Annotated in this window: 23 protein-coding genes; 14 read left to right on the top strand and 9 right to left on the bottom strand. The window is 73.2% G+C overall.

Features of this window, described 5'->3' with window-relative positions; all coding sequences use genetic code 11:
- Positions 1–70: 70 nt before the first annotated feature.
- Positions 71–3,244 (bottom strand): isoleucine--tRNA ligase, encoded by a 3,174-nt coding sequence (gene ileS, locus CHC11_RS14805; RefSeq protein ID WP_089312592.1) that lies wholly within the window; start codon positions 3,242–3,244, stop codon positions 71–73.
- Positions 3,245–4,104: 860 nt separating this feature from the next.
- Here ileS and CHC11_RS42655 point away from each other — a divergent pair.
- The 3 genes from CHC11_RS42655 to CHC11_RS14790 are packed head-to-tail and all read left to right on the top strand — an operon-like array spanning position 4,105 to position 6,142.
- Positions 4,105–4,485: a TraR/DksA family transcriptional regulator gene (locus CHC11_RS42655; protein ID WP_245919293.1), complete on the top strand. Its 381-nt coding sequence runs from the start codon at positions 4,105–4,107 to the stop codon at positions 4,483–4,485.
- Positions 4,458–5,210: a signal peptidase II gene (gene lspA, locus CHC11_RS14795; RefSeq protein ID WP_089312291.1), complete on the top strand. Its 753-nt coding sequence runs from the start codon at positions 4,458–4,460 to the stop codon at positions 5,208–5,210. The genes CHC11_RS42655 and lspA overlap by 28 nt, the downstream gene beginning before the upstream one ends.
- Entirely contained in the window at positions 5,210–6,142 is a 933-nt protein-coding gene (locus CHC11_RS14790; protein WP_089312290.1) for an RluA family pseudouridine synthase, read from the top strand. The genes lspA and CHC11_RS14790 overlap by 1 nt, the downstream gene beginning before the upstream one ends.
- Before the next feature lie 2 nt (positions 6,143–6,144).
- On the opposite strand, the gene CHC11_RS14785 is transcribed toward CHC11_RS14790, so the two are convergent.
- Genes CHC11_RS14785 through CHC11_RS14775 form a run of 3 tightly spaced genes read right to left on the bottom strand, consistent with a single transcriptional unit; the run spans position 6,145 to position 7,690 of the window.
- Positions 6,145–6,456, bottom strand: coding sequence for an AzlD domain-containing protein (locus CHC11_RS14785; protein WP_089312289.1), 312 nt, complete (start codon positions 6,454–6,456; stop codon positions 6,145–6,147).
- Complete coding sequence (locus CHC11_RS14780) at positions 6,453–7,331, bottom strand: AzlC family ABC transporter permease (protein ID WP_089312288.1); 879 nt, start codon at positions 7,329–7,331, stop codon at positions 6,453–6,455. Before CHC11_RS14780 ends, CHC11_RS14785 begins: the two co-directional genes overlap by 4 nt.
- Entirely contained in the window at positions 7,328–7,690 is a 363-nt protein-coding gene (locus CHC11_RS14775; RefSeq protein WP_089312287.1) for a chorismate mutase, read from the bottom strand. The genes CHC11_RS14780 and CHC11_RS14775 overlap by 4 nt, the downstream gene beginning before the upstream one ends.
- 459 nt (positions 7,691–8,149) lie before the next feature.
- Here CHC11_RS14775 and dnaE point away from each other — a divergent pair, with 459 nt between their 5' ends.
- Positions 8,150–11,680 carry a DNA polymerase III subunit alpha gene (gene dnaE / locus CHC11_RS14770; protein ID WP_089312286.1) on the top strand — a complete coding sequence of 1,177 codons (3,531 nt, stop codon included), beginning with the start codon at positions 8,150–8,152 and terminating at the stop codon, positions 11,678–11,680.
- 321 nt (positions 11,681–12,001) lie between these two features.
- On the opposite strand, the gene CHC11_RS14765 is transcribed toward dnaE, so the two are convergent.
- Positions 12,002–12,697 (bottom strand): DUF6882 domain-containing protein, encoded by a 696-nt coding sequence (locus CHC11_RS14765; protein ID WP_089312285.1) that lies wholly within the window; start codon positions 12,695–12,697, stop codon positions 12,002–12,004.
- Between the two features lie 128 nt (positions 12,698–12,825).
- On the opposite strand from CHC11_RS14765, the gene CHC11_RS40320 reads away from it, so the two are divergent.
- A complete protein-coding gene (locus CHC11_RS40320; RefSeq protein WP_245919224.1) occupies positions 12,826–13,428 on the top strand; it encodes a hypothetical protein in 603 nt (200 codons plus the stop codon).
- Here the strand turns inward: CHC11_RS40320 and ybaK are convergent.
- Entirely contained in the window at positions 13,312–13,809 is a 498-nt protein-coding gene (ybaK, locus tag CHC11_RS14760; protein ID WP_089312284.1) for a Cys-tRNA(Pro) deacylase, read from the bottom strand. The two genes, CHC11_RS40320 and ybaK, sit on opposite strands and share 117 nt — an antisense overlap.
- 22 nt (positions 13,810–13,831) lie before the next feature.
- Complete coding sequence (locus tag CHC11_RS14755) at positions 13,832–14,554, bottom strand: LON peptidase substrate-binding domain-containing protein (RefSeq protein WP_425427312.1); 723 nt, start codon at positions 14,552–14,554, stop codon at positions 13,832–13,834.
- 120 nt (positions 14,555–14,674) lie between these two features.
- On the opposite strand from CHC11_RS14755, the gene CHC11_RS14750 reads away from it, so the two are divergent.
- From CHC11_RS14750 to CHC11_RS14715, 9 genes are all read left to right on the top strand, one after another.
- Positions 14,675–15,499 carry a PhzF family phenazine biosynthesis protein gene (locus tag CHC11_RS14750; protein ID WP_089312282.1) on the top strand — a complete coding sequence of 275 codons (825 nt, stop codon included), beginning with the start codon at positions 14,675–14,677 and terminating at the stop codon, positions 15,497–15,499.
- 61 nt (positions 15,500–15,560) lie between these two features.
- Positions 15,561–16,868 carry a histidinol dehydrogenase gene (hisD, locus tag CHC11_RS14745; protein ID WP_089312281.1) on the top strand — a complete coding sequence of 436 codons (1,308 nt, stop codon included), beginning with the start codon at positions 15,561–15,563 and terminating at the stop codon, positions 16,866–16,868.
- The gene (locus CHC11_RS14740; protein WP_089312280.1) at positions 16,865–17,986 is read left to right on the top strand and encodes a histidinol-phosphate transaminase; all 1,122 of its coding nucleotides are present in this window, start codon (positions 16,865–16,867) and stop codon (positions 17,984–17,986) included. Before hisD ends, CHC11_RS14740 begins: the two co-directional genes overlap by 4 nt.
- On the top strand, positions 17,983–18,576 hold the full coding sequence (gene hisB, locus CHC11_RS14735) for an imidazoleglycerol-phosphate dehydratase HisB (RefSeq protein ID WP_089312279.1): 594 nt from the start codon (positions 17,983–17,985) through the stop codon (positions 18,574–18,576). Before CHC11_RS14740 ends, hisB begins: the two co-directional genes overlap by 4 nt.
- 2 nt (positions 18,577–18,578) lie before the next feature.
- Entirely contained in the window at positions 18,579–18,749 is a 171-nt protein-coding gene (locus CHC11_RS41315; RefSeq protein WP_179278855.1) for a hypothetical protein, read from the top strand.
- 31 nt (positions 18,750–18,780) lie between these two features.
- Positions 18,781–19,416, top strand: a complete 636-nt coding sequence (gene hisH, locus CHC11_RS14730) for an imidazole glycerol phosphate synthase subunit HisH (protein WP_218826099.1) — start codon at positions 18,781–18,783, stop codon at positions 19,414–19,416.
- Positions 19,417–19,450: 34 nt separating this feature from the next.
- Positions 19,451–20,170: a bifunctional 1-(5-phosphoribosyl)-5-((5-phosphoribosylamino)methylideneamino)imidazole-4-carboxamide isomerase/phosphoribosylanthranilate isomerase PriA gene (gene priA / locus CHC11_RS14725; protein ID WP_089312278.1), complete on the top strand. Its 720-nt coding sequence runs from the start codon at positions 19,451–19,453 to the stop codon at positions 20,168–20,170.
- Positions 20,167–20,928 carry an imidazole glycerol phosphate synthase subunit HisF gene (hisF, locus tag CHC11_RS14720; protein ID WP_089312277.1) on the top strand — a complete coding sequence of 254 codons (762 nt, stop codon included), beginning with the start codon at positions 20,167–20,169 and terminating at the stop codon, positions 20,926–20,928. The genes priA and hisF overlap by 4 nt, the downstream gene beginning before the upstream one ends.
- A gap of 16 nt (positions 20,929–20,944) precedes the next feature.
- Entirely contained in the window at positions 20,945–21,802 is an 858-nt protein-coding gene (locus CHC11_RS14715; RefSeq protein WP_089312276.1) for an ATP-grasp domain-containing protein, read from the top strand.
- Between the two features lie 36 nt (positions 21,803–21,838).
- Here CHC11_RS14715 and CHC11_RS14710 read toward each other — a convergent pair whose 3' ends face one another.
- Both CHC11_RS14710 and CHC11_RS14705 read right to left on the bottom strand, forming a co-directional pair.
- Entirely contained in the window at positions 21,839–22,810 is a 972-nt protein-coding gene (locus tag CHC11_RS14710) for an LLM class flavin-dependent oxidoreductase (protein ID WP_089312275.1), read from the bottom strand.
- A gap of 370 nt (positions 22,811–23,180) precedes the next feature.
- Complete coding sequence (locus CHC11_RS14705) at positions 23,181–24,926, bottom strand: CocE/NonD family hydrolase (protein ID WP_218826098.1); 1,746 nt, start codon at positions 24,924–24,926, stop codon at positions 23,181–23,183.
- Positions 24,927–24,947: the final 21 nt, after the last annotated feature.

The following is a 24,947-nucleotide window of genomic DNA, read 5'->3' as shown; positions in this document are numbered from 1 at the left end:
GAAATTTCGCCAAAACCGCGAAAGCCTCCGCCGCGGCCGGGCCCGGAGGGGCGGGCCGCGGCGGAGGGGCTCACGCCTTGCGGAGGTAGTACGTGAGCCCGAGGTCCTCGTCGCGGGTGGCGGTCAGGCCCTCGGGGCGGCCCTCGGCCACCGTGGCGGCGAGCACCTCGGCGGCGACCTCGTCGCCGTGGGCGCGCAGCGCCTCGGCGAGGTCGGTGCCGGTGGCCTCCCACCACAGGTCGATGCGGTCGGTGACCTCCAGCCCGGCCGCCTTGCGGCCCTCCTGGACGAGCCGGACGGCCTCCCGCACCAGTCCCGCGCGGCGCAGCTCGGGCGTGACGGTGAGGTCGAGCGCGACCGTCTCGCCGGCGGCGCTCTCGACCGCCCAGCCGCTGCGCGGGCGCTCGGTGACGATCACGTCGTCCGGGCCGAGCGGCACCGCGCCGACGCCGTCGGCCTCGACCTGCGCCGAGCCCGCCCGCACCGCCCGGACGAGGGCGGCCGGATCCGCGGAGGTGATCGCCTTGGCGACCTTCGGGGTGTCCTTGGCGTACCGCTTGCCCAGCTCGCGGAAGTTGGGCTTGACCTCGTACTCGACCAGGTCGCCGCCGATCGAGGACAGCTCCTCGAAGCCGAGTACGTTCAGCTCCTCGGAGATCTGCGCGCGCAGCTGCTCGGGCAGCGCGGACCAGCCGGGGGCGCCGACCAGGGCGCGGCCGAGGGGCTGCCGGGTCCGCACGCCGCTGGCGGCCCGCGCGGACCGGCCGAGCTCGACCAGCCGGCGGACGAGCGCCATCCGCTCGGTCAGCTCCTCGTCGAGGAGGCTCTCGTCGACGGCGGGCCAGTCGGCGAGGTGCACCGACCCGGGGCCGTCCTCGGGGCGGATCACGTCCCAGACGTGGTCGGTGATGAACGGGACGATCGGCGCCATCAGCCGTGTGAGGGTCTCCAGGCACTCGTAGAGCGTCGCGAACGCGGCGGAGCCCTCGGGCGTCTCCGGACCCTCCCAGAAGCGCCGCCGGGAGCGCCGCACGTACCAGTTGGACAGGTCGTCCACGAACTGCGAGAGCCGGCGTCCCGCGCGGGCGGTGTCGAACTCCTCCAGCGCGGCGTCGACCTCGCGGACGGTGCGGTGCAGCTCGGCGAGCGCCCAGCGGTCCAGGAGCGGGCGGTCGGCGGGGGCGGGGGCCTCGGGCAGCCGGTCGGGCGTCCACGCGCGCCCCTGCGCCTGCGCCGCGTTCGCGTACAGGACGAAGAAGGACGCGGTGTTCCAGTAGGTGAGGAGGACCTTGCGGACGATCTCCTCAAGGGCGCCGTGCCCGACGCGGCGCGACGCCCACGGCAGCCCGCTCGCGGCCATGTACCAGCGCACCGCGTCGGCGCCGTGCTGGTCCATCAGCGGGATGGGGCGGAGCACGTTGCCGAGGTGCTTGCTCATCTTGCGGCCGTCCTCGGCGAGGATCAGGCCGAGGCACACGACGTTCTCGTAGGACGACCGGTCGAACACCAGCGTGCCGACGGCCATGAGCGAGTAGAACCATCCGCGGGTCTGGTCCTGGGCCTCGCAGATGTACTGGGCCGGGTAGGCGTCCTCGAAGACGTCGTTGTTGCGGTGGGGGGCGCCCCACTGCGCGAACGGCATGGACCCGGAGTCGTACCAGGCGTCGATGACGTCCGGGACGCGGCGCGCCTCCGCCCCGCACTGCGGGCAGGGGAACGCGACGTCGTCCACGTACGGGCGGTGCGGGTCGAGCGCGGACAGGTCGCCGCCCGCCAGCTCGCCCAGTTCCTTGAGCGACCCGACGCAGGTGACGTGCTCCTCGTCCTCGCCGCAGACCCACAGGGGGAGCGGAGTTCCCCAGTAGCGGCTGCGGGACAGTGACCAGTCGACGTTGTTGCGCAGCCACTCCCCGTACCGGCCGTGCTTGACGGTCTCGGGGTACCAGTTGGTCTTCTCGTTCTCCTCCAGCAGCCGGTCCTTGATCTGCGTGGTGCGGATGTACCAGGCCGGGAGCGCGTAGTAGAGCAGCGGCGTGTGGCAGCGCCAGCAGTGGGGGTAGCTGTGGTCGAAGTGCCCGCCGCGGAACAGCAGCCCGCGCGCGCGTAGGTCGTCGGTGAGCGGCTCGTCGGCGTCCTTGAAGAACTTGTTGCCGACCAGGGGCACCTCGCGCAGGAACCGCCCGTCCGGCCCGATCGGGTTGACGATCGGCATGCCGTAGCGCTTGCAGACGGTCATGTCGTCGCCGCCGAACGCGGGGGCCTGGTGGACGAGCCCGGTGCCGTCCTCGACGGTGACGTAGTCGCCCAGGACGACGTAGTGCGCGTCGGGGATGTCGACCAGGTCGAACGGCCGCCGGTAGGGGGTCCGCTCAAGCTCGGTGCCCTGGAACGTGGCGAGCCGCTCGGCGCCCTCGCCGAGGACCTGGTCGACCAGGGGTTCGGCGACCACGAGCACCTCGTCCGACCCCTGCGGCCGGGCGGCCACGTACGTGACGTCGGGGTGGACGGCCACCGCTGTGTTCGACACCAGGGTCCAGGGGGTCGTCGTCCAGATCAGCAGGGCGGCGCCCATCTCGGCCAGCGGGCCGGAGGTGACGGGCATCCGCACGAACACCGACGGGCTGGACACGGTCTCGTACCCGCCGGGCTGGCCCAGCTCGTGGTCCGACAGGCCCGTCCCGCAGCGCGGGCAGTACGGCGTGATGCGGAAGTCGCGGAACAGCAGGCCCTTGTCGAACACCTGCTTCAGGGACCACCAGACGGCCTCGACGTACTCGGGGTCCATCGTGCGGTAGGCCTGGTCGGTGTTGACCCAGTAGCCCATCCGCTCGGTCATCTCCTCGAAGGCGTCCACGTGGCGCAGGACCGACTCGCGGCAGCGGGCGTTGAACTCCGCGACGCCGTACTCCTCGATGTCCTTCTTGCCGGTGAGGCCGAGCTCCTTCTCGACGGCGACCTCGACGGGCAGGCCGTGGCAGTCCCAGCCGGCCTTGCGCGGGACGTGGTGGCCCTTCATGGTCTTGAAGCGCGGGAAGACGTCCTTGAAGACGCGGGCCTCGACGTGGTGGACGCCGGGCATCCCGTTGGCGGTCGGGGGCCCCTCGTAGAACACCCAGGGGGTCCCGGAAGCGGTGCGCTCCAGCGACCGCTCGAAGACCTTGTTCTCCTGCCAGCGGCGCAGCATGTCCCGCTCCAGGGCGGGCAGATCGACCTGCGCGGGCAGCGGCCGAAAACCTCGGCTCACGATGGCGGACCTCCGGATCGACGCGAACACGTTGACCGGAGGGACGAGGCGGCTGCCCCGCGGTACCACCCTCCTTGACCGTGCCTGACGGCGCGGCCCGCTTCGTTCCAGTCTGGGCGGCCGGATCTACTGAGCCCCTCGGCGGGGCGGTTCTTCCGGCGGCTCCGGGGTGATCAGACCGCCGGGCTCGCCCCCGGGCTCGCACCGTCCCCGGGTCGCTCATGGCTGCGTGCGGCGGCAGGCGTCCCCATCAGTGCCTGCCATGCGACTGCTCGTCCCGACTTTAACGCACGCCCGACCCCGGCTCTTCCCCTTTCCCACCCCGGAGGCACGGTTCCTTTGCGATCTCGTACGTCGTGCTGGAGTTTCCAAGCGTTCGGCGACCGGGCATAAGCGGTCGGTAACACGGCCCAGGTTGTTTACCGTGTCCAGAGAGGGGACCGATGCTGCCCGCACTGCCCGTCGAGGCGACCAGCGCGAGGGAGGCCGACATGGCCGGCGCGAGGAGGGGCGCGACGCCCGCCGCAAGCAAGAGCCGGGGCGCGGCGCGGCCGTCCCAGACCAGGACGCCCGCCGCGAGCACGGGCACGAGAACGGGCGCGGCGGGGAAAGGCGCGGCTGAAATGGGGACGGCTGAGAAGGACGCTGCCGAAAAGGGCGCCGCAGGAAAGGGCAGGGCCGGAAAGGGGCCGGCCAAGCCGGGCGCCGCCAAGAACCCCGCGAAGGGCACCGCCGTGAAGCCGGGCAGGCCGGGGGCCGGGCGCGGACCCGCGAAGCCGGGCAAGGGCGGGCCGGCCGCCAAGACCGGCGAGGCGGCGGCGCCGGACGCGCGGGAACCGGCGAGGACGGCGGCCGCGGAGCTGCCGGTCCGCGAGGGAGAGCACCAGTGGACGCCGGGTGAGCTGGCCGAGGTGCGGGCGGGCCTGGAGGAGCAGATCCAGGGGCTGCGCAGCGAGATCGCCGCCTCCGCCAGCCAGATCGCCGAGGGCGACTCCAGCGACGGGGCCGGCGACGACCAGGCCGACGCGGGCGCCAAGACCTACGAGCGCGAGCACGAGCTCGCACTGGCCTACAATTCACAGGACCTGCTCGCCCAGATCGAGCGGGCCGTCCAGCGGATGGACGCCGGCACGTACGGGATCTGCGAGTCCTGCGCCAGGCCGATCGGCAAGGCGCGCCTCCAGGCCTTCCCGCGTGCGACCCTGTGTGTGACATGCAAAAAACGCGAGGAACGTCGCTGAGCGACTCAACGAACCCAGAGCGGCAGGCCGGGGAGACCGCGGGATCTCCCCGGCCGCGCCGCGTCGGCGTGCTGGTCGCCGTGGCCCTGGCCGCGCTCGCCGCCGACATCGTGTCCAAGATCATCGTGGTGTCGACGCTGCAGGACCGCGCGCCGGTCCGGCTGCTCGGCGGGCTGCTGACGCTGCGCGAGACCCGCAACAGCGGTGCCGCGTTCTCGATCGGCACCGGCTACACCATCGTGTTCACGCTGATCGCCTGCGGGGTGGTCGTGGCGATCCTGCGGACCGCCCGGAACCTGCGCAGCGCGCCGTGGGCGGTCTGCCTCGGGCTGCTGCTCGGCGGCGCGGTCGGCAACCTCATCGACCGGCTGCTGCGGGCCCCGGCCCCGCTGAAGGGCCACGTCGTCGACTGGATCCAGCTGCCGCACTGGCCGGTGTTCAACCTGGCCGACTCCGCGATCGTGTGCGGCGGCGTGCTGGCCGTCCTGCTGGCGGCGCGCGGCCTCCAGGTGGACGGGACGCGCCTCAAGGACGAGGGCTCCGGCGCGGACGAGGCTCCGGGCACGGACGAGAGCCCCCAAGCGGACACCTCCCCCGGCAAGGGCGACGCCCCGAAGGGCGACACCGGCAAGGGCGACGCCCCGGAGGACGACGCCGCCGGGGACGCGCCCGCCGGTGCGCCCGAGGACGGGGCCGGGGTTCCGGCGCCGGAGGAGAAGTCGTGATGGGCGACGTGCGAAGCCTCCCTGTCCCGGACGGCCTGGAGGGCGAGCGGATCGACGCCGCGCTGGCACGGCTGTTCGGGCTGTCGCGCGGCAGCGCCGCCGACATCATCGCCGCGGGCGACGTCGCGCTGGACGGTGCGCCCGTGGCCACCAAGTCCGAGCGGCTGCACGCCGGCGCCTGGCTGGAGGTCACGCTCCCGCCGCCGCCCGCGCCGCCCGCCCCGGTCGCCGAGCCCGTCCCCGGGATGGGCGTGCTGTTCGAGGACGACGACATCGTCGTGGTGAACAAGCCGGTCGGCGTCGCCGCGCACCCGACCACCGGCTGGACGGGCCCGACCGTCCTCGGCGGGCTGCTCGGGGCCGGGCACACGATCGCCACCAGCGGCGCGTCCGAGCGTCAGGGGATCGTGCACCGGCTGGACGCCAACACCACCGGCGCCATGGTCGTGGCGAAGAGCGAGGTCGCCTACTCGCGGCTCAAGCGCGCGTTCAAGGAGCGCCGTATCGACAAGCGCTACCAGGCGCTCGTGCAGGGCCACCCCGACCCGTTCCGCGGGACGGTCGACGCGCCCATCGACCGGCACCCCTCCGGCGACGGCCGGTTCGCGGTCGTCGCGGGCGGAAAGCCGTCCGTCACGCACTACGACACCGTCGAGGCGTTCCGGGCGGCGTCGCTGCTCGACATCGACCTGGAGACGGGCCGCACGCACCAGATCCGCGTCCACATGTCCGCGATCCGGCATCCGTGCGTGGGCGACATGGCCTACGGCGCCGACCCGACCCTGGCGGAGCGCCTGGGCCTCAGGCGGCAGTGGCTGCACGCCCTCCGGCTCGGGTTCGAGCACCCCACCAGGGGCGCATGGGTGGAGTTCGAGAGCCCCTACCCGGACGACCTGGCCCGCGCCCTGGAGATCGTCGCGGCGGAGTCCTGAGCTCAGAGGCCGAGCACGCGCAGCCCCGCCGCGGCACCGGCCGCGACGACCAGCACCACCAGGAACGGCGCGCGCAGCAGGAGCGCGGCCACGGCGGCGCCCAGGCCCGCCAGCCGCGCGGCGTCGAACTCCAGGGTCCGGCCGTCGGCGAGCGCCTGGACGGCGATCAGCGCGGTGAGCAGCGCCACCGGGACCAGCTCGGTGAACCGGCGCACCCGCGGGTCGTCCAGCATCCGGCGCGGGGTGACCAGCCCGCCGAGCTTCAGCGCGTAGCAGCCGAGACCGGTGGCGATCACCGCGATCCAGACGCTCACCGCGCCGCCCTCCGGCCAAGCAGGGCGGGCAGCGCGGCGACGGCGGCCAGCATGACCGGCACGCCCGGCGGCAGCACCGGCGTCGCCGCCACCGCGATCACCGCCGCCGCGACGGCGACGCGGACCGCCGTCCGCCCGCTGGTGAGCCGCGGCCAGAGCAGGGCGAGGAACGCCGCCGGGCCGAGGACGTCCAGGCCCACGGCCTCGGGGTCGCCCAGCCGCGCCGCGCCCACCGCGCCCAGCAGCGTGGTGAGGTTCCACGCCAGGTACAGGGTGACCGCCGTCGTGTAGAACCCGGCGCGGGCGGCGTCCCGGCCGCGCTGCGCGGTCGCCACGGCGGCCGTCTCGTCGATGACGACGTGCGCGGTGACCAGCCTGCGCCGGCCGCGCACGCCGAGCGTCGCCGCGAGCCGCATCCCGTACAGGGCGTTGCGCCCGCCGAGCAGGACCGCGCCGAGCGTCCCGGCGACCAGCCCGCCGCCCCCGCCGATCACCCCGGCGAGGGCGAACTGGGACGCGCCCGTGAACGCCAGCAGGCTCAGCGCGCACGCCTGCGCGACCGTGAGCCCCGCCGTGACCGCCGCCGCGCCGAACGCCAGGCCGGACACGCCGACGGCGATGCCCACGCTGAGCCCGTCGCGGACCGCCGCCGCCCGCGCCCCCTCGTCCGAACCGCCCTCGTCCGAACCGCCCTCGTCCGAACCGCCCTCGTCCCCAGTGCCCTCGTCTGCAACGCCCTGGGCCGGGGTGACGTCGTCCGGGGCGGCCTCGGCGGCCTCGGCGGCCTCGGCGGCGTCGTCCGGGGTGGCCGCGTCACCAGGGGCCTCGCCCGGGAGCTCCTCGCCGGTCGCGCGCGCGGACTCGGGCGCGCTCATCGGCCGGACTCGGCCGCGTCCAGCCCCGCCTCGATGATCGCGTTGACGATGGGGGCGAGCCGGTCCGGGCCGAGGGACGGGGCGTGCGCCGCCATGGTCTCGACGATCCGCCGCTCGCGCTCGGGGTCGCGGCCGGCGAAGCCGCCGACCGGCTTGAGCCGCTGGACGACGGCGGCGACCGCGGTGCGGTGCTCCAGCAGCGTCGCGAGGGCGGCGTCGAGGCCGTCGATCGCCTCGCGGGCCTCGGCGAGCGTGGTGATGGCGGCGGGCGACGGCAGCGCGACCCGCACCACGCCGGACGGCTCGCGTACCGGGCGGCCCGCGTCCGCGGCGGCGGGATCGGTCATCTGGTCGTTCATCTCGGGTCCCCTCTCGTGCGGCCCGTCCGGGCGAGGGGAGCAGGTGCCCCGGGCCGCGCCTGATCAGCAGAAAAGGCAGCTCCAGCAGAAAGGCAGAGTCCCCTGGGACTCTGCCTCGGCCGGCTCCGGGGTCGTCGCTAGGTCGCGGGGGCGACCGGCTCACCCGGAGCCGGCTGCGTAAACCTGAAATGGCGACGTTCCACGGACGCGATCGTATTCCGTGCCGCCCGGGCGGCCAAACTCCGGACACCCCGTCCAGGGTTTCGAGACGACCGGAAGGGGTCCCCCGCGATTGGGCGCGTCGGGGCGCGAGTGACCAGGGATGCGGGTTAGGCTCTCAGAGCCGCGTCGTTCCGGCGCCCGCCGGCCCGACGTCCTTCCCCCGGTACCGATGCCGCCACCACGTGTCGACCACGCCACGTGGGCGGTCGCATGCGACGAGCAGGAGGCGCAGCACGCATGGCCGACTCTTTCGTTCACCTGCACGTTCACACCGAGTACTCCATGCTCGACGGAGCCGCCCGGTTGAAGCAGATGTTCGAGGAGGTCGGCCGGCAGAAGATGCCGGCGATCGCGATGACCGACCACGGCAACATGCACGGCGCCTACGACTTCCACCGGCAGGCGACCGCGGCCGGCGTCACCCCGATCATCGGCATCGAGGCCTACATGGCGCCGGAGTCACGGTTCCACAAGAAGAAGGTCCACTGGGGCGAGCCGAGCCAGAAGCGCGACGACGTCTCCGGCGGCGGCCTGATCAACCACATGACGCTGTGGGCGCGCGACAGGGCCGGCCTGCACAACCTGTTCAAGCTCTCCAGCCGCGCCTACACCGAGGGCTTCGTCTTCAAGTACGCCCGCATGGACGAGGAGCTGCTCGCCGAGCACTCCGAGGGCCTGATGGCCACCACCGGCTGCCCGTCCGGCAAGGTCCAGACCCGGCTGCGGCTCGGCCAGTTCGACGAGGCGCTGAAGGCCGCCGCGAACTTCCAGGACATCCTCGGCAAGGAGAACTACTTCCTGGAGCTGATGGACCACGGCCTCGACATCGAGCGCCGCGTCCGCGACGGCCTCATCGAGATCAGCAGGCGGCTGAACATCCCGCCGGTCGTCACCAACGACTCCCACTACACGCACGAGTCCGAGGCCACCGCCCACGACGCGCTGCTGTGCGTGCAGGTGGGCAAGCAGCTCGCCGACCCCGACCGGTTCCGGTTCGACGGCAGCGGCTACTACCTCAAGACCGCCGACGAGATGCGCGCCATCGACTCCTCCGACATCTGGGCCGAGGGCTGCAGGAACAGCCTGCTGATCGCCGAGCGCGTCGACCCCGCCGGGATGTTCGAGTACCGCGACCTCAGCCCCCGCTTCCCCGTCCCCGAGGGCGAGACCGAGGAGAGCTGGTTCCGCAAGGAGGTCTGGCAGGGCCTGGAGCGCCGCTTCCCCGACGGCCTCCCGGACGGCTACAGGGAGCAGGCCGAGTACGAGATGGGCGTCATCCTCGGCAAGGGGTACCCGTCCTACTTCCTCGTCGTCGCCGACTTCATCATGTGGGCCAAGGAGAACGGCATCCTGGTCGGCCCGGGACGCGGCAGCGCCGCGGGCTCGCTGATCGCCTACGCGATGGGCATCACCGACCTCGACCCCATCCCGCACGGGCTGATCTTCGAGCGGTTCCTGAACCCCGAGCGCGCGTCCATGCCCGACATCGACATCGACTTCCCTGAAGACCGGCGCGCCGAGGTCATCAAGTACACGACCGAGAAGTGGGGCGCCGACAAGGTCTCCTTCATCGCCACGTTCGGCACCATCAAGGCGAAGGCCGCCATCAAGGACGCGGGCCGCGTCCTCGGCTTCCCGTACGCGCTCGGCGACCGGATCTCCAAGGCGTTCCCGCCCGCCGTCATGGGCAAGGACATCCCGCTGTCGGGCATCTTCGACGACAAGCACCCGCGCCACGGCGAGGCGGGGGAGCTGCGCAAGCTGTACGAGGAAGAGACCGACGTCAAGCAGATCATGGACCTGGCGCAGGGCCTGGAGGGGCTGATCCGCCAGACCGGCGTGCACGCCGCCGGCGTCATCATGTCCGGCGAGACGATCACCGACCACATCCCGATCATGCGCCGGGACGCCGACGGGGCGATCATCACGCAGTTCGACTACCCGACCTGCGAGTCGCTCGGCCTGCTGAAGATGGACTTCCTCGGCCTGCGCAACCTGACGATCATCGACGACGCGCTCAAGGGCATCAAGAAGAACAAGGGCGTCGAGGTCGACCTGCTCGCCCTGTCGCTGGACGACCCGAAGACCTACGAGTTGCTCGCCCGCGGCGACACCCTCGGCGTCTTCCAGTTCGACGGCGGCCCCATGCGCTCCCTGCTCCGGCTGATGAAGCCGGACAACTTCGAGGACATCTCCGCCGTGGGCGCCCTGTACCGGCCGGGTCCGATGGGCGCGAACTCCCACACCAACTACGCGCTGCGCAAGAACGGCGCGCAGGAGATCACCCCCATCCACCCGGAGCTGGCCGAGCCGCTCAAGGAGATCCTCGACACCACCTACGGCCTGATCGTCTATCAGGAGCAGGTCATGGCGATCGCGCAGAAGGTGGCGGGCTACACGCTCGGCAAGGCGGACCTGCTGCGCCGCGTCATGGGCAAGAAGAAGAAGGCCGAGCTGGACGCCCAGTTCGTCGGTTTCGAGCAGGGCATGATCGACAACGGCTTCTCCAAGGAGGCCGTGAAGACGCTGTGGGACATCCTCGTCCCGTTCTCCGACTACGCCTTCAACAAGGCGCACTCCGCGGCGTACGGCCTCGTCTCCTACTGGACGGCCTACCTCAAGGCCAACTACCCGGCCGAGTACATGGCGGGCGTGCTCACCTCCGTCGGCGACGACAAGGACAAGAGCGCCCTGTACCTGTCGGAGTGCCGCCGGATGGGCCTGAAGGTGCTGCCGCCCGACGTCAACACCTCCGAGGCCGACTTCACCCCGCTCGGCGACACCGAGATCCGCTTCGGTCTGTCGGCCGTCCGCAACGTCGGCACCAACGTCGTGGACGGGATCGTCGCGGCCCGCCGCGAGAAGGGCGCCTACACCGACTTCAACGACTTTCTCAGCAAGGTCCCCCCGCCGGTGTGCAACAAGCGGGTGGTGGAGTCGCTGATCAAGGCGGGCGCCTTCGACGAGCTCGGCCACCAGCGCAAGGCGCTGCTGATGGTGCACGAGCAGGCCATCGACTCGGTCATCGACATCAAGCGCAAGGAGGCCGTCGGCCAGGACTCCCTGTTCGGCGCCCTGGAGGACGACGGCGGCGAGAACGCGTTCACCGTCGCGATTCCCGAGGCCGAGGAGTGGGACAAGACCACCCTTCTCGCCTTCGAGCGGGAGATGCTCGGCCTGTACGTGTCGGACCACCCGCTCCTCGGTGTCGAGCACATCCTCGAACGGGAGGCCGACTGCACGATCGCCGTCCTGAACGGGGGCGAGCGCCCCGACGGCCAGGTGGTCATCGTGGCCGGGCTGCTCTCCGGCCTCCAGCGCAAGGTCACCAAGCAGGGCAACTCCTGGGCCATGTTCCAGCTGGAGGACCTCGGCGGCTCCATCGAGGTGATGTGCTTCCCGTCGTCCTACCAGCTGTGCTCGACCCTCCTCGCCGAGGACGCCGTCCTCGTCGTCAAGGGCCGCCTGGACCGCCGCGAGGACGTCGCGAAGATCATCGCGATGGAGGTCGTCCAGCCCGACCTCAGCGTCACCGACGCGACCGGCCCGCTCTCGGTCACGATGCCGCTCGGCCGCTGCACGCCCCCCACGGTCTCCCGCCTCAAGGAGGTGCTGATCACCCATCCCGGCACCGCCGAGGTGCACCTCCACCTCCAGAACGGCCCGCGCACGACCGTCGTCCGCCTGGACGACAGGCTCCGCGTGGCACCGTCCCCCGCGCTGATGGGCGACCTGAAACAACTCCTGGGCCCATCCTGCCTGGGATGACCCGGCCGCCGTCCCGCCGCTGAACGAGGCCGCGCCCGCAACCCGCCAAGGGGTACGGCGCGGTGATCCCCTGACACACCCCACGTTCAGGGCGTCATGGGATCCGCCCCTCGCCGACAGCGGCGCACAGACCGCAACCGCCACCCCAGCGACCGCGACCGGCATCCCGGCCATCCCGGGACCTCGGGAATCGCGATCGCGTCCGAAGGCAGTTTCGAGCGAAGCAGGAAACTGATCGCGCAGCGAGCCGCAAGGCGAGTCGAAGCGATGCAGCGATCGCACGCGGTTTCTTAGGTTTTCAGGCCCCCAAGGCCCGAAAACCTAAGAAACCGCAACAAGTTCAGCTTTCCAGTCGACGAAGCGGCCGAGCCCGTCGAAGTGGGCGCGGGCGTTACCGCCGCCGGGGAGGGACACCTCGGTGAGGACGTCGCTCTGCCGGTAGGGGACGCGGTGGTGCGACAGGAACCCGGCGAGGGTGAGGCGGGGCTCGTGGGGGAAGAGGCTGGCGGCGTTGGCCACCAGGCGGGGGAGCGGGACGGGGTCCCACTGGGCGGGCGGCGCCTGGGGGTCGTCGACGTGCAGGTAGGCGGAGCCGCCGTCGTAGCCCGCGCCGATGTATCCGGAGCCGCCGAGGACGCCGCCGGCGGCCATCGCGATCAGTTCGCCGCCGTGCCCGGCCGGGCCCTCGTACCAGGACAGGTCGACCTCGGGGGTGGTGAACTCGGTGATGCCGAGCCGTTCGCCGATGGCCCGGATGACCAGGGTCGGGGCGACGGCGGGGTGCGCGTCGCCGAACTGGGGGTTGGCCCAGCCCCACAGCCAGGTGCGCTCGCGGGCGGCGTAGCTGCCGAGCAGCGAGACGCGGACCGTGACACCGCCGCTGGTGTAGGTGCGGGCGGTCAGGTCGGCGCTCCAGTCCTCGCGCGGCAGGAACTCGGCGAGCGTCTCCTGCTGCTGCAGGACGACGGCCGCGAGAGCGGCGCCGAGGCGTTCGAACGCAGGGCTGAATCCGGACATGTCGGGCACATTATCCCAGTAATCGGGGCTGCCGTGGGCGGGAATCGGACACCCTTCGAGAGTCGATCGGCTGACCGGGGCAGGCTAGGCTTTCGCTGTCGGACGACTTGCAACTAGGAGCGTACGAGGTGCGGCGACCCACCGGGAGGCTCTTGGCGGTCTGGGCGGTCACCAGCGCCGTCGTCACGCTGCTGGGGCCGCTCGCCGGCCTGCTGTGGGCGGCGGTCGTCCCGAAGGTGACGTACGTGGTCGTGCAGGGTGAGGCCCTTCTGGCCGACCCGGAAGGCCAGGGCCCGATCGACATCGACGCCCGCTTCGCCCTGATCGCGCTCGTCGCCGGGATCGCGTGCGGCGTCGGCGCCTACCTGGCCGGCGGGCGGGGCAACGATTCGGCGCTGCTGCTCGGGCTGGCCGTGGGCGGCGTCGCGGCGGCCGTCCTCGCCTGGCAGACCGGCCACCTGATCGGGCTCGGGCACTTCGAGGACGCGGTCCGGCACGGGCGCGACGGCTCCACCGTCACCGGCGTCGCCGACCTGCGCGCCAGGGGCGTGCTGGTGTTCTGGGCGCTGCCGGCGGTCGCCGCCTACGGGCTGCTGGAACTGGTCGTGCGGAGGCTACCCGCGGGCGATGGCGGCGACGCGGGCGCCGGTGAGGCGGACGAGGTCGGCGGGGACGAGCTCGATCTGGAGTCCGCGCCGGCCGGCCGAGACGTAGACGGTCGCGAGCCCTGAGACCGACGCGTCGACCACGGTCGGCAGCCGCCTGCGCTGCCCGAGCGGGCTGATCCCGCCGACGACGTACCCGGTGGCGCGCTCGGCGTCGCGGGGGTCGGCCATCCGCGCCTTCTTGCCGCCGGCCGCCGCCGCGAGCGCCTTCAGGTCGAGGGTCGACGACACCGGGACGACGCCGACGGCGAGGTTCCCGTCGACCTCGGCCAGCAGCGTCTTGAAGAGCCGGTCGTGCGGGACGCCGAGGGCGTCGGCGGCGGCCTCCCCGTAGGACTCGGCGTTCGGGTCCGCCTCGTAGGCGTGCAGCGTGAAGTCGACGCCGGCCTTCGCCGCGGCGATCGTCGCGGGGGTGCCCTTGCCGCCCTTGGCCTTGGCAGTGCTCATGGGGGCAGTCTGCCGTGATCGCTCAGTTCGGCGTGAACGACCCGTCCAGGAACTGCCCGGCGGGGATCATCGGGAGCACGTCCAGGATGCGGTTCTCCCTGGCCAGCAGCTCGCCCTCCGCCTCCAGCCGCAGCGCCGCGTCCTCGTGTTCCAGCAGGCGCTGCTTCTCGTGCCCGTCCAGGACGAGCGACGCCGCGATCGCATACGACAGCTCGACCGGGTCGCCCGGCGCCTCGACCTCCTCCAGCGGGCCCGCGCCGGCCGCGCCGAGGCGCCGCCGGTAGCTCCGGAACAGCCGCCGGACCCGCGCCGCGGCGGGCTCGGGGTCGGCGCCGGGCTCCTCGGGCAGGAACTCGACCTCGCCCCGCAGGTAGGGCCGGGACCGGTCCAGCTCCTTCACCCGGAACCGCCGGGCGCCGACGGCGACGATGTCGTACCGCCCGTCCGGGTGCGGCGTCACCTCGCGCAGCTCGGCGAGGCAGCCGACCTCGGCGAGGCGGTGCGCCGCGCCCTCGCCGACCTCGTGGCCGAGTTCGATGCCGACGACGCCGAAGCCGCGGGGCTCGGGCTGTTCGAGGAGGTCGCCGACCAGCCGGCGGTAGCGGTCCTCGAACAGGTGCAGGGGCAGCACCAGGCCGGGGAACAGCACGGTGCCGAGGGGGAACAGGGCGAGCCGCTCGGTCACATCTTCTCTCCCGCGCTCCTGGGCGCCGCCGAAGCGCCCTCGCCGCAAGGGTACGTCCATATGATGATCTTAATAAGTGGTCCTTTGTCGCAATGTGGGGCCTGGGCCGCGGGCCGCCGGGCCATTCCCGGTGGATTGGCTCTGCCGCCGCCGAACATGCGCCTTGTAGCGTCCGATGCCATGAGGATGCTGGTCGTGGACGCCTTCACCACTCGCCCCTTCTCCGGCAACCCCGCCGGGGTCTGCCTGCTCGAGGGGCCGGTCCCGCCGGAGTGGATGCAGCGGGTCGCGGCGGAGATGAAGCACTCCGAGACCGCGTTCGTCCGGCCGCTCGGGTCCGCGCACCCCGGTGCGGACTTCGAACTGCGGTGGTTCACGCCGAAGGTCGAGGTCGCGCTGTGCGGGCACGCCACCCTGGCGAGCGCCCACGCCCTCTACGAGGCCGGGGCGGTCGCTCCCGACCGTCCGATCCGGTTCCAGACGGTCAGGAGCGGTGTCCTGACCGTCACCCGGGACCCCGGGGGCGAGCTGGCCATGGACTTCCCGGCCCAGCCCGCCGAGCCCGCCGAGGCCCCGGAGGGGCTCGCCGAAGCGCTCGGGGCCGCGATCGCCGGAGCGGGACGGAACGCGCAGAACGACTGGCTCATCGAGGTGGACGGCGAGTCCGCCGTCCTCGGCCTCACCCCGGACATCGCGGCGCTCGGCCGGATCGACGGGCGCGGGGTGATCGTGACGGCCGCGGCCGATCCGGCCGGGCGGCACGACTTCGTGTCCCGCTTCTTCGGGGCGCGCGTGCTGGAAGGCGACGGGGAGGACCCGGTGACCGGCTCGGCGCACTGCGCCCTCGCCCCCTTCTGGGCCGCCCGCCTGGGGCGTGGCGAGCTGCTCGGCTTCCAGGCGTCTGAGCGCGGAGGGTATGTCCGGGTCGTCCTGCGGGGCGACCGCGTGGTCCTGTCCGGAACCGCCGTGACCGTCCTCGACGGGGCCTTGAGGATCGCGCCGTGACCTCCGTCTCGGGACGTGAGACGGTGCGCGAGGGACCGAGGGCACTCCGTAGACTGGACGGGTGATTTCCCGTATCGACCTGCGCGGCTCGCTTCCCGGCGATCTGCGCTCCGTGCTGCCCCGCGCCGAACTCGACGTCGAGGCCGCCCTGGACAAGGTGCGGCCCATCTGCGAGGACGTGCGCCATCGCGGTTCGGCGGCGGTACGGGAGCACACCAGCCGGTTCGACGGGGTCGAGCTGGAGCGCGTCCGGGTCCCGGTCGACGCCGTGCACCGGGCGCTCGCCGAACTCGACCCGGCCGTCCGGGACGCGCTTGAGGAGAGCATCCGCCGCGCCAGGGCCGTGCACCGCGCCCAGCGCCGCACCGACGTCACCACGCAGGTCGTGCCCGGCGGCACCGTCACCGAGCGCTGGGTCCCGGTCGACCGCGTCGGCCTGTACGTGCCGGGCGGACGCGCCGTCTACCCGTCCAGCGTGGTGATGAACGTCGTCCCCGCGCAGGAGGCGGGCGTCGGCTCCCTCGCCGTCACCTCGCCCGCCCAGAAGGACTTCGGCGGGCTGCCGCACCCCTCGATCCTCGCCGCGTGCGCGCTGCTCGGCGTCGACGAGGTGTACGCCGCGGGCGGCGCGCAGGCCATCGCGATGTTCGCCTACGGCACCGAGGAGTGCCCCCGCGCCGACCTGGTCACCGGGCCCGGCAACGTCTACGTCGCCGCGGCCAAGCGGCTGCTCAAGGGCGTGATCGGCATCGACGCCGAGGCCGGGCCGACGGAGATCGCGATCCTGGCCGACGGCACCGCCGACCCGGTGGAGGTCGCCGCCGACCTGATCAGCCAGGCCGAGCACGACACGCTCGCGGCCGCCGTCCTGGTCACCGACTCGGTGCGGCTCGCCGAGGATGTCGAGGCCGAGCTGAAGGCGCAGGTCGCCCGCGCCCGGCACGTCGAGCGGATCACCGAGGCGCTGGCCGGGCGGCAGTCCGGCATCGTCCTGGTCGACGGCGTCGACGACGGCCTGAAGGTCGTGGACGCCTACGCCGCCGAGCACCTGGAGATCCAGACCGCCGACGCCGCCGCGGTCGCCGCGCGCGTCCGCAACGCCGGGGCGGTCTTCGTGGGCCGGTACGCGCCGGTGTCGCTCGGCGACTACCTGGCCGGGTCCAACCACGTCCTGCCGACCGGCGGATGCGCCTGCCACTCCTCCGGGCTGTCGGTCCAGTCGTTCCTGCGCGGCGTGCACGTCGTCGAGTACGACCGCGACGCCCTCGCCGAGGCCACCGCGCGCGTCGTCGCGCTCGCCGAGGCCGAGGACCTGCCCGCCCACGGCGCCGCCCTCAAGGCCCGCTTCGACTGGGAGATCCCTTCGTGACCTCGCTCAACGACCTGCCGCTGCGGGACGACCTGCGCGGCCGCGAGCCCTACGGCGCGCCCCAGCTGGACGTCCCGTACGCGCTGAACACCAACGAGAACCCCTACCCGCCGTCCGAGCGGCTCGTGAAGGCCCTCGGCGAGGCCGTCATGGACGTCGCCGGATCGCTGAACCGCTACCCCGACCGGGACGCGGTGGCGCTCCGCGAGGAGCTCGCCGCGTTCCTGAACGCCGACACGCCCGGCGCGGGCCTCACCGCGGCCCGGGTGTGGGCCGCCAACGGCTCCAACGAGATCATCCAGCAGATCCTGCAGGCGTTCGGCGGGGCGGGCCGCACCGCGCTCGGCTTCGAGCCGTCCTACTCGATGCACCCGATCATCACCGGGGTGTCGGGGACCCGCTGGGTGAACGCCTTCCGCGACGAGGACTTCGGCCTCGAACCCGAGCGCGCCGTCGCGGCCGTCGAGGAGCACCGGCCCGACGTCGTGTTCCTGACCTCGCCCAACAACCCGACCGGCACGGCGCTGCCCCTCGAGGCGATCGAGGCCGTCCTCGCCGCCGCGCCCGGCATGGTCGTCGTCGACGAGGCCTACGCCGAGTTCCGCCGGGCGGGCACCCCGTCCGCGCTGACGCTGCTGGACGGCCACCCGCGGCTGATCGTCACCCGGACGATGTCCAAGGCGTTCGCGATGGCCGGGGCCCGGCTCGGCTACCTGGCCGCCGACCCCGCCGTGATCGGCGCGCTGCTGCTCGTCCGGCTGCCCTACCACCTGTCGGCCGTCACCCAGGCCGTCGCGCGCACCGCCCTCGCCCACGGCGAGGAGCTGCTCGGCGGCGTCGAGGCGCTGCGCCGCGAGCGCGACGACGTCGTCGCGTGGCTGCGCGCCGAGGGGCTGCGGGTCGCCGACTCCGACGCCAACTTCGTCCTGTTCGGGACGTTCCCCGACCGCCGCCGCGTCTGGGAGGACCTACTGGAACGCGGCGTGCTGATCCGGGAGGTGGGCCCGCCCGAGTGGCTGCGGGTCAGCGTCGGCACCCCGGCGGAGATGGCCGCCTTCCGCGCCGCGCTCCGCCAGGCGCGCGGGGCCGGCACCGAGAACAGTGAGGAGAGCCTGTGACGCGCAAGGGACGAGTCGAGCGCGGGACCGGGGAGACCCAGGTCCTCGTCGAGATCGACCTCGACGGGACCGGGCAGGTCGACGTCGCGACCGGCGTGGGGTTCTTCGACCACATGCTGGCGCAGCTCGGCAGGCACGGGTCGTTCGACCTGACCGTCAAGACCACCGGTGACCTGCACATCGACAGCCACCACACCATCGAGGACACCGCGATCGCGCTCGGCGCGGCGTTCCGCGAGGCGCTGGGCGACAAGTCCGGCATCCGGCGTTTCGCCGACGCCTCCATCCCGCTCGACGAGGCGCTCGCCCAGGTCACCGTGGACGTCTCCGGGCGCCCCTACCTGGTGCACGTGGAGCCGGACGGCATGGCGCCGATGATCGGCCCCGAGTACGACACCACGATGACCCGGCACGTCCTCGAGTCGTTCGTGTCGAACGCGCGGGTCGCGCTGCACGTCCACGTCCCCTACGGCCGCAACGCCCACCACATCGTCGAGGCGCAGTTCAAGGCCCTCGCCCGCGCGCTGCGCGACGCCGTGGCGTTCGACCCGAAGGTGCACGGCATCCCCTCCACCAAGGGGGCCCTGTAACCGTGGACATCGGCGGCCTGCACCTCACCTACGGCACCGTGGCGATCTTCGCGGTCGCGGTGTTCCTGCTGGCGGGCGTGTACAGCTTCGTCAAGCAGGGCCTCAAGATCGCCGCGCTGCTCCTGCTGGTGCTCGCCGGGCTGGCGGTCGCCGGGGGAGTGACGTGGTCATGAAGGCGATCCGGCGGGCGGGGGCGACGGGGCCGTGAAGAAGATCGTCATCCTGGACTACGGCTCGGGGAACCTGCGCTCCGCCGAGCGCGCCGTGGCCCGCGCCGGCGCGGAGGTGACCGTCACGGCCGACCGTGACGCCGCGCTCGACGCCGACGGCCTGGTCGTCCCGGGCGTCGGCGCGTTCGCCGCCTGCATGGCGGGCCTGCGCTCGGTGCGCGGCGACCAGATCATCGGCCGCCGCCTCGCGGGCGGCCGCCCCGTCCTCGGCATCTGCGTCGGCATGCAGATCCTGTTCTCCAAGGGCATCGAGCACGGCGTCACCGCCCAGGGCTGCGACGAGTGGCCGGGCACCGTCGACCGCCTGAACGCCCCGGTCGTCCCGCACATGGGCTGGAACACCGTGGACGTCCCCGAGGGCTCCGCGCTCTTCGAGGGCCTGCGCGACGAGCGCTTCTACTTCGTCCACTCCTACGCAGCCCGCAGCTGGGACCTGGAGTCCGACCCGACCGGCACCATCCCGGCGCCCCTGGTCACCTGGTCCGAGCACGGCGACCGCTTCGTCGCCGCGGTCGAGAACGGCCCCCTGTGCGCCACCCAGTTCCACCCGGAGAAGTCCGGCGACGCCGGCGCCCACCTCCTGCGCAACTGGCTCGCCACTCTGGCCTAGGCACCCGTCCCACCTGCATCGATAGGGTTTCCGCATGACTTTGACGCTTCTTCCCGCGGTCGACGTCGCCGACGGCCGGGCCGTCCGGCTGGTGCAGGGCGAGGCCGGCACCGAGACCTCCTACGGCGCGCCGCTGGAGGCGGCGCTCGCCTGGCAGGCGGCGGGGGCGGAGTGGATCCATCTGGTGGACCTCGACGCGGCGTTCGGGCGCGGCTCCAACCGGGAGCTGCTCGCCGAGGTGACCGGGAAGCTGGACGTGAAGGTGGAGCTGTCGGGCGGCATCCGCGACGACGCGTCGCTGGAGGCGGCCCTGGCCACCGGGTGCGCCCGGGTCAACATCGGCACCGCCGCGCTGGAGGACCCCGCCTGGTGCCGCAAGATCATCGCCTCGCACGGCGACCGGATCGCGGTGGGGCTGGACGTGCGGGGCACGACGCTGGCCGCGCGCGGGTGGACGCGGGAGGGCGGCGACCTGTGGGAGGTCCTCGCGCGGCTGGAGGACGACGGCTGCCCCCGGTACGTGGTCACCGACGTCACCAAGGACGGGACGCTGCGCGGCCCCAACACCGGCCTGCTGCGCGAGGTCTGCTCCCGGACGGACAAGCCCGTCGTCGCCTCCGGCGGCGTCTCGTCGCTGGAGGACCTTCGGGCGCTGGCCGGGCTCGTCCCGGACGGCGTCGAGGGCGCGATCGTCGGCAAGGCGCTCTACGCGGGGGCGTTCACGCTGGAAGAGGCCCTGGAGGCCGTGAAGTGACCGTCGCCGTGCGGGTGATCCCGTGTTTGGACGTCGACGCCGGGCGCGTGGTCAAGGGCGTCAACTTCCAGAACCTTCGGGACGCGGGCGACCCCGTGGAGCTGGCCCGCCGCTACGACGCCGAGGGCGCCGACGAGCTGACGTTCCTGGACATCACCGCCTCCAGCGCCGACCGCTCCACGACCTACGACGTGGTGCGGCGCACCGCCGAGCAGGTGTTCATCCCGCTGACGGTCGGCGGCGGCATCCGCACCGTCGAAGACGTCGACCGGCTGCTGCGCGCGGGCGCCGACAAGGTCTCGATCAACACCGCGGCGATCGCGCGGCCGGAGTTCCTGCGGGAGGCCGCGCACCGGTTCGGGTCGCAGTGCGTCGTCCTGTCGGTCGACGCCCGGCGCACCGAGGGGACGCCGTCCGGCTTCGAGGTCACCACGCACGGCGGCCGCGAGGGCACCGGCATCGACGCGATCGAGTGGGCGCGCCGCGGCGCCGAGCTCGGCGTCGGGGAGATCCTGCTGAACTCGATGGACGCCGACGGCACCAAGGCCGGGTTCGACCTGGAGATGCTGCGCCTCGTCCGGGAGGCCGTCACCGTCCCGGTGATCGCCAGCGGCGGCGCGGGGGCGGTCGAGCACTTCGCCCCCGCGGTGCGGGCGGGCGCGGACGCCGTGCTCGCCGCCAGCGTCTTCCACTTCGGGGAGTTGAAGATCTCCGACGTCAAGGCCGCGCTGAGCGCCGCCGGCGCCCCCGTCCGCTGAAGAGGAATCCCCCCGCATGAGCATCGCTCTCGCGACCTGTTCGCTGCTGCCCGACGGAAGCGACGACGTCCAGGACCTGATCCGCGCCCTGGCGGCCGAGGGCGTCGCCGCCGAGCCCGTCGCCTGGGACGCCGATGTCGACTGGTCCCGGTACGACCTGGTCGTCATCCGCTCCACCTGGGACTACACCGCCCGGCGGGACGAGTTCGTGGCATGGGCGGAGAGCCTGCCCCGCGTCCTCAACCCGGCCGCGGTCGTGCGGTGGAACACCGACAAGCGCTACCTGCGCGAGCTCGCCGCCGCGGGCGTCCCCGTCGTCCCGACCCTGTGGGACCCGGACGACGTCCCCTCCGAGTGGCCCGAGTACGTCATCAAGCCGGCCATCTCGATAGGCGCGGGCGACACCGCCCGCTGGGGCCCCGGCGAGGAGGGCGCGGCCCGCGCCCACCTGCGCTCGCTCCGTGAGGCGGGCCGGACGGTGATGGTCCAGCCGTACCTGTCGGCGGTCGACACGGTCGGCGAGACGGCGCTGGTGTTCTGCGGCGGCGAGTACAGCCACGCCGGCCGCAAGGCGCAGATCCTCGACGCGGGCGCGGGAGTCCAGGGCTGGGTCCGGGACGACCCGGGGCGCGGTCAGGTCACCGCGTCGACGGCGACCGAGGCCGAGCTGGAGGTGGCCGGCCGCGCCCTGGCCGCCGTCCCGCACGGCGACGATCTCCTCTACGCCCGCGTCGACATGATCCCCGGCCCGGACGGCGCCCCGGTGCTCATCGAGCTCGAACTGACCGAACCCGCCCTCTACCTCCACCACGCCCCTGGCAGCGCCGAACGGTTCGCTGTGTCCATCTGCGCCGCCCTCGGCGTCAGGCGCTAGCTCTGGAACCGCCGGAGGCGTCGAGCCGGCGCTCGGTCAGTCCGTTGCGGGGAGCACCTCGTGTGCGATCCGCCGGAGCTGGTCGGTGAGCCGGTCGGGCGGGAACAGCCAGAGGCCGAGCGAGTCGGCGCCGGCGTCGAGCAGTCCCTGAAGCCTGTCTCTGACCTGGTGGGCGTCGCCGGCGACGGCGAACTCGTCGATCCAGGCGTCCTCGACGACCAGCGGCTCATCGTCTGCCAGGTCGGCGATCCGCTCACGGATCCGGGCGCCGTGCTCGGACTCGGTGACCAGGGCGGTGTGCGATTCGGCCCTGAGGAAGAAGCCGACGGCGTCTCGTACGGCGTCGCGCGCCGTCTGCTCGTCGTCGGCGACCGATGCCAGGACGAAGGCCGTGATCGGCGGAGTCGGCCGGCCGGTCCCGGTCGCCTGCTCCTTGGCCCAGGCCACGTACGTGGGGCCGGCCAGGACCGACAGCAGGATCCCGTCGGCCCGCTCAGCGCCGGCACGCAACGCGCGCCCGTTGACCGCGCCGATCCACAACTCCGGCGGCTGCTCGGGCACGAACTCCAGCCGGACGCCGGAGAGCTCGTGCGTGCCCGCCCGGCGGTCGATGGTCGCGCCGCTCAAAAGCTCGCGCAGGACGTCGAAGGTCTGGGTGACCGCCGTCAGCGGGCGGTCGGGCAGCAGACCCATCTGCCCGAGCCAGTGGGTGTTGCCGAGCCCTACGGCGGCCCGGCCGCGTCCCGGGTACATCCGAGCCAGGCCGGCGAGTTCCATGGCCAGGATCGCGGGGTGCCGGGTCATCACGCTGGCCAGGCCGAGCCCGACGGGGACCGTCCGTGTGGCGGCCAGCATCTGGGTCATGCCGGACACGCCCCCGGTGAAGAAGCAGTCCTCGGAGAACCACAGCTCGCCGAAGCCGAGCCGCTCCGCCAGCGCGGCGCCGGCGGTCAGCTGCTCCGGCGGGGTCAGGCTGCCGAACACGATCCCGATATCGCTCGCATCCATGGTGTGTTGCCTTCCGATCAGCGTCGGTGACGTTGCTTCGCGGCGGGCGCCGCATACGCCCCCTATAACCGGACCGCCGTCCGCTTATTCCGCGATCTCGGGACTCCCTCGCCGCGCCCTTCCGCCACGCCGCCGGCGAACAGGCCCGGCAGACGTCCCTGACCTGCGGCGCGGCGTGCCGCCGTACGGCCGTCCAACGGATCCGACATCCTTTACGGCCGCGAACTCTGCCTGATACACCGCCGGGGTCCCGGCAACACCCGGTACACCCTGCCTGGTGGTCTCGCCCACCCGGACGCACACGTCACAGCCCTGATCCACGTTCTCTCCGTGCTGCCCCGCGTCCGGGCTTCGGCTCGCCTCGGCGCCGTTACGGGGCGTCCTCGTCGCGAGGCGGGGTCGTGGCCTCGGGAGGGTGTTCGGCTAGGGGGAGGATGATCGCGGAGGGGTGGTCGGGGTCGTGGAGGACCTCCTGCCGGGCGGTGACCATCCTCGTCGCGGTGGTGGCGAGGGGCTCGCCGGTGCCCGGGTTGGCGGCGACCTTGGGGTGGGCGCCGCTGGTGACGTGGACCCGGACGCGGTGGCCGCGCTGGAACCGGTGGCCCGTGGGCCACAGGTCGACGGCGAGGCGGAACACCCCGCCGGTCCCGACGGGCCTGGCCGCGGCGGCCGGCAGGCGCAGGCCGCCCTCGCAGACGTTGCGGGACGTCCCGTCCGGGGAGACGTCGCAGAGCCGGACGACGAAGTCGGTGTGCTCGCGGTCGGAGCGGACGAACAGGTCGGCGCCGACCGGGCCGATCACCTCCAGGTCCGCGCCGAGCGGCGGGGAGGTGAACACCAGCACGTCCGGCCGCCGCTCCAGGGGGCGGTTGTCGACGGGGCGGGAGCTGCCGAGCAGGGTGGGGCCGCCGAGCGCGGGCGTCGGGCGCGCGGGGTCGAAGCGGTAGGCGCTGGGCGGGGCGTCGAGCGGGCCGTCCTCGCCGAGGCCGCCGCCGGCGTGCAGGTGCCAGCGCGTCCGCCGCGTGCCCGGCGGGGGCCAGTCGCGGTAGTGCCGCCACTCGCGGGCGCCGGTGACGTAGACGCGGACGGGGTCGCGCCGCAGCCCGGACGGGTCGCCCTGCAGATGGGCGCGGAACCAGGCGAGCGACTCGCGGATCGCCGGCAGGCCGTGCCGCGCGTCGGTGTGCCACCAGGGGCCGATCGTCAGGTACGGGACGTGCCCGGCGGCGCGCAGCGCCAGGTAGTCCTTGATCATCCAGGGCAGGAACACGTCGTACCAGCCGCCGAGCAGGGTGGCGGGCGCGGCGACCTCGCCGACGGTGGCGCTGAAGTCGCGGGTGTCCCAGTAGCCGTCGGCGGCCCCGTGGCCCGCGAGCAGGTCCTGGTAGAAGCGCATGGGCTCGCCGCCGGCCAGCACGTCCAGCTCGGCGAGCGGGCGGCCGGAGCGGGCGGCGCGCAGGACGCGGCGCCGCGACGTCAGCGGCGCGGTCAGCATGCCGAGCGGCCGCTGCTGGCGGTGCGTGAGGTCGGTCCAGGTGAGCGTGGACTCCAGGGCGAACGACCCGCCCACGTAGGCGGCGTCCCGGAACGTGGACGCGGTGATCTGCAGGGACATCGCCTTCAGTTCGGGCCCGGCCTCGGCGGCGATCGCCCAGGCCGCGTAGCCGAGGTAGCTCGGCCCGAACGTGGCGAACGAGCCGTGGAACCAGGGCTGCCGCTTCAGCCACTCGACGGTGACGAGCCCGTCGGCGCGCTCGCTGCCGAGGGGGTCGAACTCGCCGCCGGACCCGGAGGTCCCGCGGGCGCTCTGCACGACCAGCTGGAAACCGAACGGGACGAACAGCAGGCCGTTGGCGAGGGCGGCGGGGCCGCGCCGCCCGTAGGGGGTCCGGACGAGGATGGTGGGGGGCCGCTCGACTCCGGCCGGGACGTACCGGTCGGCGAGGAGGGTGGCCCCGTCCGGCATGGTCACCGGCAGGTCGCGCTCGACGGTGTAGGGGGCCAGGCCGCGCGGCCACGGCAGCCCTGACGGCCAGGACAGCCCCGCCGGCCACGGCAGGCCCTTCGGCCGGGGCAGCCTGATCGGCGGGACGGGCAGTCGGTCCCAGGGCGCCATGCTGTCTCCGAACGCGGTCCG

This window comes from Actinomadura mexicana, assembly GCF_900188105.1.
GTDB classification, from domain to species: Bacteria; Actinomycetota; Actinomycetes; order Streptosporangiales; family Streptosporangiaceae; genus Spirillospora; species Spirillospora mexicana.
The sequence above is the reverse complement of the archived record's forward strand: the minus strand, read 5'-3'. Positions and strand labels throughout refer to the sequence as shown.